Source organism: Microbacterium lacus, assembly GCF_044794305.1.
Classification (GTDB): Bacteria; Actinomycetota; Actinomycetes; order Actinomycetales; family Microbacteriaceae; genus Microbacterium; species Microbacterium lacus_B.
This window is the reverse complement of record NZ_CP084996.1, coordinates 1,044,971-1,061,659: the sequence shown is the minus strand read 5'-3', so window position 1 is coordinate 1,061,659 and position 16,689 is coordinate 1,044,971. Positions and strand designations below refer to the sequence as shown.

At 61.8% G+C, this 16,689-nt stretch carries 11 protein-coding genes and 1 pseudogene; 7 read left to right on the top strand and 5 right to left on the bottom strand.

What is annotated here, in order from left to right:
* Positions 1 to 58 precede the first annotated feature (58 nt).
* The 3 genes from LG299_RS05215 (at position 59) to LG299_RS05205 (ending at position 1,661) form a co-directional block, all read left to right on the top strand.
* A complete protein-coding gene (locus tag LG299_RS05215; RefSeq protein WP_404433903.1) occupies positions 59 to 202 on the top strand; it encodes a hypothetical protein in 144 nt (47 codons plus the stop codon).
* Positions 203 to 250: 48 nt separating this feature from the next.
* Positions 251 to 751 carry a DUF6998 domain-containing protein gene (locus LG299_RS05210; protein ID WP_404433902.1) on the top strand — a complete coding sequence of 167 codons (501 nt, stop codon included), beginning with the start codon at positions 251 to 253 and terminating at the stop codon, positions 749 to 751.
* An 82-nt stretch (positions 752 to 833) separates the two neighbouring features.
* Positions 834 to 1,661, top strand: coding sequence for a GIY-YIG nuclease family protein (locus tag LG299_RS05205; protein ID WP_404433901.1), 828 nt, complete (start codon positions 834 to 836; stop codon positions 1,659 to 1,661).
* Positions 1,662 to 2,026: 365 nt separating this feature from the next.
* Here the strand turns inward: LG299_RS05205 and LG299_RS05200 are convergent, their stop codons facing one another.
* Positions 2,027 to 6,025 carry a hypothetical protein gene (locus LG299_RS05200; RefSeq protein WP_404434931.1) on the bottom strand — a complete coding sequence of 1,333 codons (3,999 nt, stop codon included), beginning with the start codon at positions 6,023 to 6,025 and terminating at the stop codon, positions 2,027 to 2,029.
* A 48-nt stretch (positions 6,026 to 6,073) separates the two neighbouring features.
* Positions 6,074 to 6,493 (bottom strand): annotated as a pseudogene (locus LG299_RS05195) (hypothetical protein); the annotation flags it as partial.
* A gap of 284 nt (positions 6,494 to 6,777) precedes the next feature.
* Between LG299_RS05195 and LG299_RS05190 the strand changes: the two are divergent.
* Together LG299_RS05190 and LG299_RS05185 are read left to right on the top strand one after the other, a co-directional pair.
* Positions 6,778 to 9,519 (top strand): AAA family ATPase, encoded by a 2,742-nt coding sequence (locus LG299_RS05190; RefSeq protein WP_404433900.1) that lies wholly within the window; start codon positions 6,778 to 6,780, stop codon positions 9,517 to 9,519.
* A gap of 227 nt (positions 9,520 to 9,746) precedes the next feature.
* Complete coding sequence (locus LG299_RS05185) at positions 9,747 to 10,436, top strand: hypothetical protein (RefSeq protein ID WP_404433899.1); 690 nt, start codon at positions 9,747 to 9,749, stop codon at positions 10,434 to 10,436.
* A 293-nt stretch (positions 10,437 to 10,729) separates the two neighbouring features.
* Here LG299_RS05185 and LG299_RS05180 read toward each other — a convergent pair whose 3' ends face one another.
* Both LG299_RS05180 and LG299_RS05175 read right to left on the bottom strand, forming a co-directional pair.
* Entirely contained in the window at positions 10,730 to 11,275 is a 546-nt protein-coding gene (locus tag LG299_RS05180; protein WP_404433898.1) for a Pycsar system effector family protein, read from the bottom strand.
* Between the two features lie 32 nt (positions 11,276 to 11,307).
* The gene (locus tag LG299_RS05175) at positions 11,308 to 12,015 is read right to left on the bottom strand and encodes an adenylate/guanylate cyclase domain-containing protein (protein WP_404433897.1); all 708 of its coding nucleotides are present in this window, start codon (positions 12,013 to 12,015) and stop codon (positions 11,308 to 11,310) included.
* Positions 12,016 to 12,272: 257 nt separating this feature from the next.
* Here LG299_RS05175 and LG299_RS05170 point away from each other — a divergent pair, with 257 nt between their 5' ends.
* Together LG299_RS05170 and LG299_RS05165 are read left to right on the top strand one after the other, a co-directional pair.
* The gene (locus tag LG299_RS05170; protein ID WP_404433896.1) at positions 12,273 to 14,195 is read left to right on the top strand and encodes an ATP-dependent nuclease; all 1,923 of its coding nucleotides are present in this window, start codon (positions 12,273 to 12,275) and stop codon (positions 14,193 to 14,195) included.
* Positions 14,196 to 14,457: 262 nt separating this feature from the next.
* Positions 14,458 to 15,666 (top strand): GTP pyrophosphokinase family protein, encoded by a 1,209-nt coding sequence (locus LG299_RS05165; RefSeq protein WP_404433895.1) that lies wholly within the window; start codon positions 14,458 to 14,460, stop codon positions 15,664 to 15,666.
* 127 nt (positions 15,667 to 15,793) lie between these two features.
* Here the strand turns inward: LG299_RS05165 and LG299_RS05160 are convergent, their stop codons facing one another.
* On the bottom strand, positions 15,794 to 16,648 hold the full coding sequence (locus LG299_RS05160) for a hypothetical protein (protein WP_404433894.1): 855 nt from the start codon (positions 16,646 to 16,648) through the stop codon (positions 15,794 to 15,796).
* Between the last annotated feature and the right edge of the window lie 41 nt (positions 16,649 to 16,689).

Sequence of the window (16,689 nt, the reverse complement as noted above, 5' to 3'; positions counted from 1 at the left end):
CTCCTGATGCGGGGCGACCCTATGGACGTTCCGACCGAGCATCGCTGAGAGTGTGACCATGGTCGCCATCCTACGAGTGCCGTGGGATGCTCTGACTGCTGACTGGAGCCGATCGCTCAACGGGCGACGCGATGGCAAGCAGGGGAGCGGTCAGCAATCCATCTCACAGGAGTTGGACGGCTTCTATGGGCCCGGTGGGTGATATGTCGCCACGTCAGCCTTCCTTCAGGCGTCGCAGTATGGTGAGGGCGTGGCCAAGTTCGACCTGGAGGCGCTCCCCGTCTCAGAACTATTCGATCTTCACGCGCGGGTTCTGCGCGAGCTCGGACGGCGCGGGATCCCGCGCACATCGGGTTCGATTCAGGGTGAGGTCGGTGAGGGACTGGCACTTGCGGTCTACGGCGGGACGCTTCCACCTCCGGGGACAAAGGCATACGACCTGACAGCTGCGGACGGTCGGCTCATCCAGGTGAAGACTCGCACTCTGCCCAAGGGTGACGACCGTATGTTCCAGTTCCACTCACTCGAGTTTGACCTGGCGCTTTGTATCCGTTTCGATCGCGATTCGCACCATCTCGACTGGGCGCGTGAGTATGACGTAGAGGAGTTGCGGACGCTTGTGAGCCCGCATGCTCAGGGGCCTCGCCTACCGATGGGCCGAGCGAAGACGAATGGGCGAGACGTCACGTCTACGCTTAGAGCGGCCTACGACGTGCTTCGCGGAACCGAGCCCTCAAAGTCAGCTTCGTAGCCAGTTTGGCTAGCCACGGCGACGCCTGGCGTGGGTCAATCGGGAGCCGGGCACTTTAGCCTGGCACCACTACCCTTTCACCATGGATCCGATCTTGCTCGCAACGCTGCTGCCGTCGGACTTCAATCCGATCCAATGCAAGCTTCACTTCGCCGTGTTCAATGGTGAGTCATTTCCTATCGATGCCCTCGGCAATGATCCCGATCAATGGCAACGCTGGAATTCATGGCGCAATGTCAACGATGACTTCAATCGACGGTTCATCTTCTCGCTGGCGCAGGACCGACATGACCCGACTCGCTGGTTGTTCGGTGGGATCTGGGAAGTGGTGGGGCGTCGTCCTGAACCACGGCAGCACTCCTACGACATCATTCTTCGAGAGGACCTTATGGGTCCCTACATCAAGAGGCTTTACGTGCGGGCGACGCTCGCAGGTCGCAACCGCCGCCGGAACATGGAGGCGTGTCTCAGCGACATGACTGTTTCGATGATTGCTGAAGAGCGCTACGAGGGCGATCCGTTCCCCGGTCATGATCGCATCAATCATTCGCTCGCTGAGATTCAGACGATCGTTAGGCAGGCCCGACCTGACTGGCGCATCGCCCTGGAGCATATGAAGGGGGTTTACGTCATTCACGACACAGGGACGGGAGAGCCCTATGTCGGGTCGGCGTACGGAGACACCGGGATATGGCAACGCTGGTCCCAGTACGCCCGCACGCTCCATGGCGACAACATCGGTTTGAAAGCACACCTCGCTGTGAAGGGCGAGGACTACTTCCAGAAGACAATGCGATTCGCCCTGCTGGAGTTTTGGTCCATGCGAACGGATGATCAGCACGTTATTGACCGAGAGACCTACTGGAAGGGAGTCCTGGTCTCCAGGTCGCTAGGCCACAACAGGAACTGAGATCCACACCGAGTTGTCGTCGGTTTACACGAAGCCTGATCCCGGAAGTCTTCTGCGTCGTCAGGCTGACGGTTCGGCCGCGGCCCCGAACGGGTTCGTGGTTCTGTCGATCGGACCTTTTGCGGGGCAGAACCAGACGCTTCGTTCATGAACGACCTGACTGAACAGGTGATCTCTGTGAGGGTGAAGAAGCACGATTAGTGCCGCGAGGACTGTCTCAATGCCAAAGTCGCCCGCGAAGAAGCCTTGAGGTCTGGCGGAGAAATCATGGAAGTTCTTGCCGCGTACGATCTGACCGAATTGTGACGGCGCTCGCTCCGCGGAAGTGTCGGATTGGCCGACTTGAAAACCTTCGGAGCGAAACCCTACGACGGTGACTCGAACGTATAGCGAAGTGCCCGTGCGGTCCGGACCCCACCAAGGTTGATGGACCCCTGCGGGAGCACGTTCAGATGGTTGAGCGGATCTTGGAAGATCAGGATCTCGGGACCCTTGTCGCTGCGTTCTACGTTTCCTATGACGACAAGAAAGAATTGCTCGGTTTCCTGTGCCCTCCGGAACTCCGAGTTGGTCAGGGAGATGGACTCCGGTATCGGTCCGGCGTACACCTTGAGTTCGAAGAAGTTCTCCAAGTCGTCGATCGCGTCCGCCCCAACATTGCGCTGGTGCCGAATGTCGACGATGCGCGCTTCATCACCGCCTAGGACTCGCCTAATCAAGTCCAGGCCGACCGTTTCGCGCTCTTGCTCGGTGTAGTTCCTCGTACCGCGCCCGCGGCCGTTAGACGGCTTCTTGGGGTTCGATGCGTCAGGTTCGCGGGCTTTGGCGGACGAAATCGTCGGCTTCGTTGTGATGTCGGCGACGTCCGCTGTGGGTGTCCTACCGACGATCTCGCCGTCCTCGTTCCTGAGCGTCAGGCTTTCCGGGTCGACCAGTCGGCGGGCTGGCACCGGTTCTGAATCGGTGATGACGTTCGCCAAAGGCTCACTTGTCCCTGTGGTGCCCAATGTGCCGTCCTTCGAGCGACGGTTTTTGCCATGCTTGGCCAGACTCCGAAGCAGTTCCTCGCTACGTTCGTTGCGCGACTGCTTGCGCTCGATGTCGAGGCGCGTGGCCGTCGTAATCTCTTCCTCGTGGTGACCCTCCAGCGCCATGGACCATGCGGCCACCCAATCATGTGCAATCCGGCGAGCGTCTCCATCGAAGACCGACGCAATTGCATAGGCGCCGGAGCTCGGTGATCCGATCGCAGCCTCATCAGATATGTAAAAGACTCCCGCTGAGAGGTCGATCCAACTATCGACCTCAATGGTTTCGTCGAGGCTATGAGTCGGTTCGACAACTCTGACCCGGACGTGGGGTGTTTGCTCGACACGGAGGGCTGCCAACTCGTCCCACGAGACTCGAAGGCTCGCTTCGGCATTGGGGTCGCTCAGAGCGAGATCGGACCGGAGGTTAGTGACCGCGGTGGCAAAGACCTGCGTCAGATTGGCCTCATAGATCGCCACTGCCGCATCCAGTACCCGCCCGTGCGGAGCATCGAGCCGCGTCAGGTGGTAGGCATCAATCAGTGAAGCGAGCTGTGTCAACGAGCCACCGGGACTCCATATCGGGACTCGATCCTTTAGCCCCTGGGAAATGAGGACGTTACTGGTGGCGTATACCGGGCGGCGGCGTTCCCAACGGTCGCCAACCCAGACAGCAGCCTTGCGTAGGCGGGTCGGTTCGGCCTCCGGCGTTCCCACCAGAAGGCGGAGCGCTTCTAGCATGATCAGTTTCTCATCGGCGGCCAGGGTTCTCCTTCGCGCCAGATCTATGAGGAGGCTGCGCGCTTCGTGCCCGTTCGGCAGCCGGATACCGAGCAAGCTCCAGAGAGCGTCGGTACCCGATACCGAGGGTACGAAGTCGCGCATCTCGCCGAATATCGGTGGACCGGCCAGTACAACGGTCGGCCGACGCCAACCGTTCCGTGTGGCGATCAGACCGTCTCCCCTCCCGAACGCGGTACGAGCTGAACCAGCTGGCATCCCGCCAAGTCGGTTCCCGTGAACCTGGACCGAAAGCGCCTGATACAGCGGCGCCGCGAGGTCCTCGGCCGACTCCGAAGTCGCGCCCTCGGCACGTACCTCCTCTAGCTTCTCAATGAGCTCTCGTGCGGAGGGGTCTCCGGCTACCCCGAGGCGAGCCAGGACTTCGCGGTACAGCTCGGTGTCAAGCGCTGGACTCAAGTAGCGCTCAGGGTCATCACCGTAAAGTGCGACGGTCGCGGCGCTCTTGATCCGCAGCTCGTGCGGCGTAGTCGCCTTGCCCTTCTCCGACGACAACCAAGCGATCGACGCGGCGCTGCTTAGCCACCAAGCGTCGATGTTTCCTTTGTGCTCCCAGCGGTGGTAAGGCGACGCTGCAATGACGCTTGAGTGTTCGCTCAGACGTTCCCAGGCTCGGGTGAGAGTGCCGAGCACGGCCCCCGCGCGTCGCCGGCGCTGGGCAGCATCCTTCTCTTTCGCGATGCTCGTCAGGACGGCGTCGAGGTCTGGCGAGATCCAGTCCTGCAACGTGAAGGATGCCTGCAAGTTGCGCAGACCGTCACGTCGGCGTGCGGGAGAGCCCTGCGCCGAATCAGGCACGCCGGGGCTGTAGTTCGACAGGCGCCTATAGTTCGCCGGGTGGCTGACGATCCGAGGCGCGACTTCGGCACCGAGTAGACGAAAGAGCTTCTGCGCACCAATGCCCTCTCGACCAAGGTCGCTCTTTATCCGCTCCGAATAGCGCCGGTCGATCCAGGTCAGCCCCGGCGTCTTCCCTGCGGCGACAAACCATGTACTTGCTTCGCGTTCGATGAAGTACGTCTCGCATGGGCGGGCGTAGGTCTTGACTTGATCGCCGGAGGCCGCGTAAGTGACCACACACACGCTGATCGCTCGGCCGATGCCAGCGCCGAGCGACTGTCGATCCGCCTCAGGCACTGTTTCGAGCGTCCGCCGCACTCCTTCAATCTGCGGGTCTGACAGCGGTATATCGAGGACAGTTCCTAAACTGCCCGCGATGGCGAGTACCGCCAGCGCGTCAGTGCTGGTCGCTGACGGCCGAAGCCACTTGCCTACCTCAAGCCAGTTTCGAAGGACGCTCCAGCGTGGCTGGCTCACGAACGTTGGATGGAGTCGCGTTCCGATCCCTAGCAGCTTCCACAACGGGTCAGGTCCCGCCGGCAGTAGGACCGCAGTGCCTATTCGACTAGATGGCGACACGCGGCTGTCGTCGTCGAGCGTCAGACAGATTCGCGAACTGATGGTCCCATGGAGCCCTGCCTCGATTACGACAATCAGCAGATCAGCAAGAAATTGCGGGGAGCGCTGGTCGTCGTCAAGCAGGATGCTGGCGTCTTCGACACTGACCTCAGCTGGCGTCACAGCACCGATGCTACGGAGGTCAGAAAGTACCTCGCGCCACCGGTTCGTATCGGAACGAACCACCGAAGCCAGGACTCCGGGGCGCTCGGAGAGAAGCTGAACATCCGCACGCGCGAGCACAGGAGTGAGCTCGGCTGCCTCGTAGGCGAGTTCGTTGAGTCGGTAGGTGAGTCCGGCATCGTCGAAAGTCAGATTTGCGGCGAGTTCGACCCGTGCTCGCTGGAGCAGATGCTCGGAGAGACGCGCGCGCAACCGACCCGACGTCCTGTGATCGGCGTCGAATTCTGTCGTCGTGGGTACGCTCATCCAACCTTGGGTTGGTGCGAGCCGAAACATGTCTAGGATCGCGTCACGCCAAAGATCGCTGAGCAGAGGGATGAGCGCTAGGTTCCAGTCCGTGTCTGCGATATCGCGCCGCGACGGTTGCGGATCGAACTGCGCAAGCATGCGAAACGGCAGACCGACCTCTCGAACAGGCAGCCCGACATGTATATGCCCCGTGTCACCCGCGAATAGGGCGAACGCGTACGCCAACGGCGTTCGTGCGCCGTGCGCCTTCCCAACTCGTCCGGCATCTTCTGGAGAAGGAGCGCTTCGGCTGTAGACCAGCCACTGCCGGCCATCCGCGGCCGAGACTCGACGCCGAGTAGTGCGATCACCAGCGAGCGGGAGAACCTCGTCGTCATCGGAGTTCACCTGCACTCGGATGAGCTCACGGCCGTCGTCGTCGACTACACGAACGGTCGACAGGTGTCGTAGAAAGACGAGGCCAGCGTCATCCCAGTGTCTAAGCCACGTCACAGCGTCATCGCTGCTGACGTTGCCCGGGGTAAAGGGAATGGCGAAGGTGGTCTGAGTGATATCGCTCTCGGACCAACCGATGGACTGCTCCTGCGGCTGAATTGTGTTCGAGCTGAAGCGCACTTGGAAGTGTCCCTGGTTGACTTCGAGCACGTCAGATAGTGCGTGGAGCGTCTTGAGCCCAATGCCGAAGCGACCCAGCTTTTCCTCGTCGGATACCTTGAGGCTGAGCCAAGGGATGGCGAGAGCCCAAACGTCATGAAGTGTGAGTGGGGCGCCGTTGTGCGAGAACAGCAATCGCGAGCCGACCCCATCGACCGAAATGACGGCCTCGGTCGCCCCAAGGTCGTCGGCGTTCTGGATGAGTTCTGCCAGCCCCTGCAGACGATCATCGCTCAGGAAGGCGGCACTGTCGCCAGCCCGCTTCAGCGCAGAGCGGATCGAGCCGGGGAGACTCTCCAGACACTCGACGAGAGCCAGAACGCCAGCGTTGGCCGCAGCCTCATCGAGGGGGACAAAGGAGACCTCTCGCCGAAACTCGGGGATGTGGTCGGCAACAAGGTGCGCGACCTCGCGTGCCTCTTGGGCGCTGAAGCGGTGCTGTACTGGATCTCTCGTCATAACGCCTCTTCCCGGGATCGTCAGTCGTTGGGATAGACCTGACGTCGATCATCCCGCAATACATCGATGAGTGACGACCACTAGGCCACAGGTCTTGGAGGCGACCGTCTCGACCGGACGGGCCGGCGGACGCAACCATAGGATCGAGGCAACGAACCATCGAGACGAAGCAATGCACGCAGGCACCTTTGATGGGCGACGCCGTTCGAAACCGCTTTGCTACAGATACCTGCAACGCAGAAATATCCCTGGATAAGCCAGAAAACCTCGCCTACCCTGGCGCCATGCGCGGAGGTCTGGAGCGATGGAAGCGGGGTGTCGAATCCCGGGGGGTTCGGCACGCAATCTCGTACGCTCTCGAGGGCACGTGCGACGCTCACATGCCCCATCCGACGGGCGCCGAAGCGCTCGAGGCGTATGGCGCAGCATCCGATTCCACCGTCTCTCGGTTCATCGTCGACAACGGCGTCATCACGACCGACCAACTCACGGCCGGGGGTCTTCGTGTCTGGCTCACCGGGCATGACCCGGTCACGGGGGAGGAGCGCGGCCACCAGCGGCTGAGCCCTGACGCGGACTTGGTGCTGGATGGGACTCTCAACCACCCGAAGTCGTACAGCATCGCAGCGCTGCTGCATCCCGAGCTCGCGGGCGAGTTCGAGGCGTTGCAAGACCGGCTGCGTGAGCGGATCCTGCTCACGTGGCAGACCGAGCTCAACGCGCGGCGCGGGCACGGTGGGCTCGTCCGCGAGGACATCACGCGCATCGAGGTAGTCGAGCTGCAGCACCGCCGATCCCGGGCGCTCGACCCGCACATCCATCGCCACTTGTGGTTGAACATCAAAGTGCTCGGCGCGGACGGCAAGTGGTCGAACCTCGACTCGCGCGTCGCGATGAAGCTGCACACCGTCGTCAACGCCGAGGGCGAGCTCGCCGCCCGCACAGACCCCGCGTGGATCGCCGCGCTCGCGCGCCACGGGTACACCCTCGATGACTCGGGGGAGATCGCCGAACTTGCCAGCGCCGTCCGCCCGCTCTCGCGTCGGTCGTCGCAGATCGAGGCGAACCGCGCGCGTCTGATTGCCGAGTGGTCGGCGGGGCACGGAGGATCAGCGCCGAGCGTCGACGTCCTCCATCAGATCGATCGACGCGCCTGGGCGGTTGCGCGCCCGAACAAGCCGGCTGACCTCGACGAGATGTCGTGGGAGTCGCGCGTTCGCGACGAGATCGCGGCGATCGATCCAAGCCTGATCACCGCGCGTGCACCCATTGCAGTCGCTGCGACAGGCCTTCAGGCCCTCGATCTGGATCTGCTCGCTGCCGCGGCGATTGTGGATGCGGACCAACGGTCAACATCATGCGGCGGGCGGTTCAGTACCTTCGACATCCGCGCCGGCGCAGTTCGCGCGCTCTCGCGCACCGGCATTGCTGCAGAGCGAAACCAGCTGGACGAAGTGATCGGTGAGATCACAACGCGCGCCGCGAAGGGTGTCTACCGGCTCGTTGCGGAGGTTCCGCCTGCACACGTCAAGGCCTTCATGGCCAACGAAACAGTGCTGGCGAAGATTCGCCTCGCCGGACGCCTGGACGCGCTCGCCCAGCCCGGGCGCTCGCTCCTGCCCAGCGAGTTGCTTCGCTCCGCGTCGAACGAGGACGCTTCGACGCTCGATGTTTCGCAAGGCGTCGCCGCGTGCGCGATCGCAGGGACCGACGGGCTCGTCACGGTCACCGGCCCCGCTGGCACCGGCAAGACGACGATGCTGCGTGTCGCGTTCGCAGCGCTGAGCGCGCAACGACGGCGAATGCTGGTCGTCGCTCCGACCAGGAAAGCCGCTGCCGTGGCGTCGCGCGAGGTTGGGGCTGCAGCATCCAGCATTCACGCATTGCTCGCCGACCACGGCTACCGGTGGGGTGCCGATCAGGCGGGGGCGAGGGTGTGGACACGACTGAGCGTGGGGGAGGTCGATCCCAGCACGGGGGTCTCATATCGTGGGCCGGCGCAGTACGTCTTCCGGTCTGACGATCGGGTCGTGGTCGATGAAGCGGGCATGGTCGATCTCCAGACCGCGAAAGTGCTCGCCGACCTCGCGATCGAACAGGGGGTCGGTCTCGCGTTCGTTGGCGACCCGCACCAGGCGCTGCCGGTCGGACACTCCGGTGCGATGGGTTCAGCGATCCGCTTTGCCAATGCCGCGGTCGAGCTCGATACGGTGCATCGATTCCGTGATCCCGATTACGCGGCACTCACGCTGCGACTGCGCAACACGCGCGACCGCGAGACCGCGCTGACGGTCGCCGGAGAGCTGACGGAACGCGGTCACGCAGAACGGGTCGATCATCACGACGCGGTGCGCGAGCGGATGATCGACGCCTACTTCGAGTGGCACGCGCGCGGCAAGCGGGTGACGCTGGTCTCGGGTACCAACGCGGAGGCGGATGCCATCAACGACGCCATCCAGCAGCGACGAGTCGATCACGGCGAGCTGGACGCCGGCGTGGCCGCGTGGGGGATGGGGGAGCAGCGCATCCTCGTCGGCGACACCGTCCAAACCCGACGCAACGATCGGCTCACGGGTGTCGAGAACCGTGCGCAGTGGATCGTGCGCGGTATTCGAGAGGAGCATGTCGATCTGGCGTCGATCGCCGACAGCGGCGTGCTGCGGCGAGTGACTGCCGAGTATGCCCGGGAGCACCTGCAGCTCGCCTACGCGTCGACGGTGCATGGCGTCCAGGGCGACACCGCCGATGCCTCGGTCGTCGGGCCGGATGTAGACGCAGCGGGACTTTACGTCGGCCTCACGCGCGGGCGAGTGCACAACATGGCGATCGTCATTGCGCGGACGGATGCTGCGGCCCGCGAGTGTCTCGCCGAGTCGATGCAGCGCGGCACTCCGGAACTGACGATGCAGGATGCTGTGCGCGCGGCCGAGGCGGAGATGCGACGCGCGGCGCGGGCGCGGGAGGCGGCGATGTGGACGGGGCCGGTTGTTGGGGCGCCGAGTGCGGGGCGCGGGATCGGGATGTAGCGGCGTTCGATTCGCGGGCGCTCAGCGTGCGGACTTTCGTGCCGGTCATACGAGGCGCGGCGAGATGGACGTTAGGGCATTCGGGACATGTCCGCGCCCGTTCTGATGGAGGACCGCCTAGTGAGCCATCGGTCAGCCCCGTGGGGGTCGGGCTCCTCACTAGCGAGCTCCGGGCGATCTATGGTGTCTTCTGTGATCCCGCTGCCGCAACTTGTGATGCTGGCCGTGTGATGGACGACGCGCTGGAGTTCGAAGTCCAAGCGCCCGGCGACCTGTGGCGCTTCTCGGTTGGCTCCCCAGAGGCGCATGGCGCGACTTGGGCACTGACTTGCGCGCGACGAACGAACGACGTGTGCTTGTCGACGCGCGAACACGGGGGCGGTGACAGCAAATGGTCGTTCCACCAAAGCGGCGACTGGCGGATGCAATATAGCCGTGCGAAGGCGGAAGAGCTCGGTGTCTCTCGGGTGATACGTCAGTGGGATCGTCCCTCTCCCGACGGTCTCGGCTATACCGAAATGATCCGGATTCTCCTGCCCACGGACGACATCGTTTCAGGGGCAACGGAGCTTACAAGGCTTTCGAAGGTCGAGTGGATCGCTCCCGCCCCAGGTGGGATGGTGACCGTCATCCTGATTTGTGTCATCGCGCCCGGGGCACAGGTACCCTTGCCGAGCGACTTGACTCCGCTCAGGTTAATCGCGCTGCACGACGGCGCGATTGTGATGGTGTTCAGAGCGGAGGCCGACATAGCCGGTTACGCACCGCTCTTTGAGCGGTGCCGCAACGACATACTGAGCGTGCCTGCACCGGGCGGAGGTCCCTGGCGCCCGTCGCGCACTGATCCCGACGCGCGCGCGATGGTGGATGCAGTCAGCGGCGACGGGCGGCACGAGATTTGGGATCTCTGGCTGTGACCGTCTACGGTCGGTCGCCCGTTGCTGCCGACGAGCACCGAGGTTGTTGACACGAATCGCGAGTTAGATTGCCTAACTCTGGGCCTACAACCGGACCACTGATCGGCAGACTCCCGGGCGCATCGTGTGATGCATATCGGCGATACTCACCTGGCCTGCGGCCGGCTACCGGTGGTGACTCCGGATGGACGCATCGGTCTCCCAACGTCCACCTAGAAGCGGTACCCGCCCCTACTTACCTGCGGCAAGAAGCGAGACCTTCACTTCACGAAAAATGAGCTCTGCGGCTAGGGCTACGGCAAGAGGAATCCCAGCCAGCTGGTCCCTGCAGCCAGGCCGCAAAGCACGAGAGCGACGCCCCCAAGGGCTGCGAGCCTAAACGACCACTGGACGCGTACGTGCTTTGTCCAAGCGATCTGCGCCATGCCAACAATTTGACGAGAAAGTTGCGGGAGTATGTCCCTGCTCACTAGCGCTAACTCAAGGTCTGACGCATTCCAAAGCCGTGCATGGCCGAAGTACACGAAGTTGTCGTCGGACTCCTTCTGCAGGTGTTTGGACCGTAGCCGTGGAATGACAACCAAGGCCGCAAACCCGGCGGCGACCATCAGCGACACCAGACCCAAGTAGTACACCGCCTGCCAAATACCGACCAGGCTCGAATAGAGGCGATCCGTTGCGGTGAGAGCAACGACGGTGGCTATCGCTGCTGACTCAATGGCGAAGGCGAAGGTGGCCTTGGCGTCGACTTTCCCCGTCCAATCGACTTGCGCCTGATGGATGCGCCACGCAGTGTCGACCGCATTCGACTGAAGTAAGGCAAGTTCAAGATCCTTCACTTCCTTCGTTCGGGCGTGCCGTCGCGCGAGCATCACAGACCCCATTGAACGCTGGAACCGTAGACCGTGTGGTATTTGCCCCCCACGACCGTTTGGCCGGACAGCTTCTGCCAAATTTGATTACGCCCCTCGTTGTAGGTCAGGAGCTCCTCGTTAAGGTCCACTCTCACTCGGTCCGTAATGTGGATCGGAAACGAATCCCGGATGTCGCTTAGCTTGGCAGCAACGTTCGGGGCGGCTCCGACCGATATCAGGTCGTTGTTGTCCCGGACCCCTCCGCGAACGATCAGAGCCTCACCGGTATCGATCCCTATTCCGTGATTGATCTCAGAAAAATCGGCTCCATCAGTCCACGCAGTCCGGATCGCCGGACGAATCACTTCCAACACAGCCCAGTTGATGGCAAGGGCCGCCCGGACTGCCTTCCAGTTCTTCTCCTCGCCCATAAAAATCGCCATCACGCGGTCACCGTCAAAGCTGCGAATCTCCCCGCCGTACTGGCGCAGGATCCGTGCTGAGGTGTTGATGTAGGCACGGATGATCTTTGCAGCAGCTTCTTTAGTCAGGTTCTGAGCCAGACCGCTCGACTCTGCAAGGTCAGCGTAGATGTACGTGGCATCTACCTTCTTGCCGCCGTTCTTCATCACAATGTTCTCGGTCTCGGGCACGACTCTGCCGTCCGTGATATTCCACGGCTCGGTAAGAATCTCGTTCACCGTTGATTCGATCGTGGGGTACACGCAGTCTCCTATGGCCGGGCCCCCACTGTAACCGGAGTCGTCGACGCCCGTCGGACGACCGGGCTACCTGGCGCGGTCGAACGATCGCCGCGAGGAAGTGTGGCCGGACTGCGAAACCATAGAGTGGCGCCGCCGCTGTACACGTTCAGCCCCCCAGGCCCCCCTCACGTTTGTCAATCTTTCGCGTTGCGCGATAGTCAGAAATGTCGTGCTATGCCAATACGCTTCGAGAACGGCGGCGATTGAATGGGGCAGTCATGAAACTTCGCAAGGCGCGGGTAAAGGTCTACAAGGCGGTCATCGATTCTGAGTGGTTCACACTCAACGACTTGACCTGCCTCGTAGGCAAGAACGAGAGCGGCAAAACTGCAGTGCTAGAGGCGTTGGAGAAACTCAACGCAGCACGCACCGAACGGGGTGGGTTTCGTGAAACGGACTACCCGCGAGTGCTGATGGAGGACTACAACCCCGACGAGGTCGCGATTGAGACGGTGTGGAGTCTCGATGACGACGAGTACGAGGAGCTTGCTCGACTTGCGGGTTCCGCCGATGCGGTGACGAGCCGCGAAGTCACACTCACTAAGAACTACGCCAACAAGCTCAACTGGACGCTTCCCCTGGATTATGGCAAGTCGGCAGCGGCACTCCTCGCAGGTGGGTCGCTGAACGCATCAGAGGCAGCACCACTCAAGGGCGCCGCGAATCCGGGTGAGCTAATCGCCGCGTTGGGAGCCATTCCGGAACCGACACCCAAACAGGCGGCGTTCGCCCAGCGCCTGGCTCAGTTGCTCACCGGCGGGAACCTCAATAGCACCGCTTTTTCCTACCTGAGAGGGAGGCTGCCGGTCTTTGTTTACTACGCCGAATACGACAGGTTGCCTGGACGCATCTCCGTCAACCAGGTCATAAGCCATCGAGACAATCAGACGTTGGAGAGCCTGCTCGGAGCAAACGTCTTCCTCGCCCTCCTTTCGATGGTCGGGACCTCCTTGGATGACCTTGTCAACATCAACACATCCGAGGGCCTGATCAGCAAACTCGAAGCAGTCGAAAGTCGGATGTCTCGGCGCATCTTCAATTACTGGAGCCAGAACAAGCACCTAAAGGTTCGCTTCCGCTTCCATGAGGCAGCATCGGGCGACGATCCGCCTTTCAACACGGGGAAAGTGTTCCAGACCCGTATTGAGAACATGCGCCACGAGGCAACGATCTCGCTAGATGAGCGCAGTACGGGCTTCATTTGGTTCTTCTCTTTCCTGGTGTGGTTCTCCGAGGTGCAGAAGACATATGGAGAGAACCTCATCGTCCTGCTCGACGAGCCGGGTCTGAGTCTGCATGCGAAAGCCCAACAAGACCTGCTGCGCTTCATGGACGAAGAGTTGCTCACCAAGTACCAGGTGATCTACAGCACTCACTCGCCTTTCATGATCGACACCGACAATCTGCTGTCCTGCCGAACGGTCGAGGATGCAACAGGCAGGGACGGTGAAGTGCTTGGCACAAAGGTCAACTCAGAGGTATTGAAAGCAAATGGGGATACGCTTTTTCCGCTTCGAGCGGCGCTGGGCTACGACATTTCGCAGTCACTATTCGTCGGCGAACACACTCTGCTGGTTGAGGGGCCTTCGGACCTGCTCTACCTCCAGTGGGCAAGCCAGGCCCTAGCCGAAGCCGGCCGAACGGCCCTGGACTCACGATGGACAATCACACCGTGCGGGGGTATCACGAAAGTCCCGTCGTTCCTGGCGCTCTTCTCCGGCAACGACCTCCACGTAGCGGTCCTTGCAGATCTTGGGGATGGCTCGCGGAATAAGGTCCGTGAGATTCAGACCTCTGAGTTACTGCACGACGGGCATGTCTTCATCGCGACCGATTACTCGAGCAACGACCGCGATGCCGATACAGAGGACATATTTGGACGCGCGTTCTACGTCGAACTCGTGAACGCTGCGTACGCGTTGAAAGGCAGTAAGAAGATGCCCGCCAAGAAGCCGTCGGACAGTGATGACCGAGTGGTGGTTGAGGCCGCGGCCTTCGCTTCCGGCTGGAATCCCGGTTTCGACCACTACACCCCTTCGAAGTACCTGATAACTCATCCGGACGCGGTGACTGGACAGCCTCTGGAAACTGCCCTCGACAACTTCGAACGGCTATTTGTGGACCTCAACGCTCTCTTGTGAATCAGCGAGTGGAAGGTAAACGGGAATCGGTCAGCACACTGGCTCGGCTCCGTTCGCGAGCGAGCGCCCGCTTCTTGATTTAGTAGGTATTCCCTCAATGCGACGACGATTGACCGTCCTCGCAGGTGTCCGTGGAGGGATCCAACCGATCGCGACGTGGGGAAGAGCGTATATGCGTGCCACATGCTCAGTGCGACCCCTAGTTCGGACACAGCGGAAGAGCGCGATCCGTCCGCTAACTCGCTGGGCTAGCATTCGGGACATGTCACTGTCGGCTAATGACGAGGGTCGAATCACACAGGCGCTCGAGGTATACGACACGAACTACGAGCGTTACAGGGAGAACGCCGCAGAGCTCGAGAGACGCGTCCAGGAGGCGCTCGCCGCGAACTCGCTTAGAGGGCACGTGCACCTTGTCAGAGCGCGCGCGAAGGATCGGATTTCCTTCGAGCGCAAGCTCCGAGACAAGATCAAGAAGGATCCGGCGCTGCATATCGAAGACGTCATCGGTGTCCGTATCATCACCTACTACCGCGATGACGCGCCCTGGGTTGAGGCGGTCGTCCGCGACATGATGAGCGTGCACGAGGGCACGTACGTGAACAAGGCGGATGCCCTCGACGACACGCAGTTTGGATACAGATCGATCCAGTTCGTGGCAACCATGCCCTGGGCGTCCCGCCACCGAGACCTTCCATTTGGCGACCTGATTCAGCAACCGTCGATGTCTCCCGCCGTTGCCGAGGTCCAGATTAGAAGCATCGTCGAACACGCGTGGGCTGAGATCGAGCACAAGCTCGCTTACCACGACTCAGATCTACTCCCGAGGCCCGTCCGACGTCGCTTGGCGCTCACGGCTGCCCTCATCGAAAACGTGGACGAGCAGCTGATCTCCATCCGGAACGAGGTCGACCCCAGTAGAACCGACCTCCTCGCGGATAGTTCCTCGGACGCCGGACACCTTCAACGCATCGTGGAGACCGATCGACACTCGCGAGCACTTGACCGCAAAATCTCGGACGCACTCGACCTGCCCATCAGGAAACTAATCAACCATGAGAGGGAGGTGCAACGGGCAACGGCGATCGCAGGGTTAACGTCAGCGAGTCAAGTCCGCGACGCTCTGGCCGTACAAGAGGGCAAGCTCGGACTTCGCATGGAGATCGTCTGCGCGAACGTTGAGCACCATCTCATCCTTCCCGACTCTAATCACTCGATCGAGCCGATCGCGACATTCCCGGGCATCGGCATCTATTGGACTGCGCTGGCACTACTCCACCGGTGGCGACATCCCGTATGGTCCTTCAATTCCGTAAGCGAAGGACGCCTCGCGGAATATACGGACGTCGGGCGCTACCTCCTTCAGCACCCCGACGAATCTGCGCTCCGCATCCGCGATCGATACCGGGCGCAGGCGTACCCCGCCGGAACCCACACCGACGCTGCCCACGAACTACATCTCGAACGCTAGATGTACTGATGGAGCTACCCGTCTGAGGTTGCGCCAAGGTGACCTCGGAGAGATCCGACTCGAGCGCCCACACGGGCTCCTGATCGGCACACTGTTCGGTTCGGGATCCAATCGCGCCGCCCCTGACCTACGGACGTGACTCGCGGTGCGTGGCTTGTTCGAGTGCTCGCAGGGCGTCGCGCGCGGTCAGGGTGGTCGTCGTTGCGAACAGACGAAGCGACGCGATCCTGACCGGTCCTCCGCCTTCGGCCTCAGCTATCTCCTGATTCCTCATGATGGAGAAAGAGAAGTGAGTGAGGTCACTAAGGAAGCGCCAGACGACATGCACCAAGCTGTTCTCGCCGTAGACGCCGGCGATGGGAGTTGCAGTTTGCGCTTGCTGCCGAGTCGAACGGGCATCAAGCCCGATCGCGCTTGCCGCGCTGTCGAGGTAGGTCGTGGCGAGGGGGCCTTGGGTTTCCATGGCAGTCGCAAGTTGGTCGAACATCTCAGGGGGAATGGGAACGGAGTCGTCGCGTGACGCGGCGAGGCGCTTATTGTTCGCGACGAACTGACCGACGTCGCGGCGGAGCAGCTGAATGAAGTGCTCGAGCCGATCGGGACGGTCTTCCGGACTGAGTAGCCAGGTCAGGGCTGCGCTGTTCTCGATTGCCCCGCGCATGGTGGGATAGAGGAGGACGAAGTCCAGAGTCAGTTGTCCCGGATCGGCCTCGAGCGTCGAACGGTGAAGCTCGAACAAAAACCGTGCTGTGGTTGCGGCGCGTTCCTGAACGTACTGAGTCAGCACCAGACTGCCGCCCGCTTCCCGGGCGGTGCGCTCGTCAGCGCCGAGCCGACTCGTGGGCGGGACCTCCGCTCGCGCAAGACGATCTAAGTCGACGGCGATGTCCCTCATTGTCACGAAGGACTGCGCGAGTGAGTCTGCATGCGCCTGAGTGGGATCTCCCTCGGGAGCGGTTGCATCCGTCCCGTCAACGTCCATGAGCGAAGGTTAGTCGCAGTCGGACAGCTATGACGCGCGCC

Bases quoted from the DNA above. Each gene is read 5' to 3' on its own strand.
- LG299_RS05215 (WP_404433903.1), top strand. From the start codon at position 59: ATGGTCGCCATCCTACGAGTGCCGTGGGATGCTCTGACTGCTGACTGG.
- LG299_RS05205 (WP_404433901.1), top strand. From the start codon at position 834: ATGGATCCGATCTTGCTCGCAACGCTGCTGCCGTCGGACTTCAATCCG.
- LG299_RS05190 (WP_404433900.1), top strand. From the start codon at position 6,778: ATGCGCGGAGGTCTGGAGCGATGGAAGCGGGGTGTCGAATCCCGGGGG.
- LG299_RS05170 (WP_404433896.1), top strand. From the start codon at position 12,273: ATGAAACTTCGCAAGGCGCGGGTAAAGGTCTACAAGGCGGTCATCGAT.
- LG299_RS05165 (WP_404433895.1), top strand. From the start codon at position 14,458: ATGTCACTGTCGGCTAATGACGAGGGTCGAATCACACAGGCGCTCGAG.
- LG299_RS05160 (WP_404433894.1), bottom strand. From the start codon at position 16,648: ATGGACGTTGACGGGACGGATGCAACCGCTCCCGAGGGAGATCCCACT.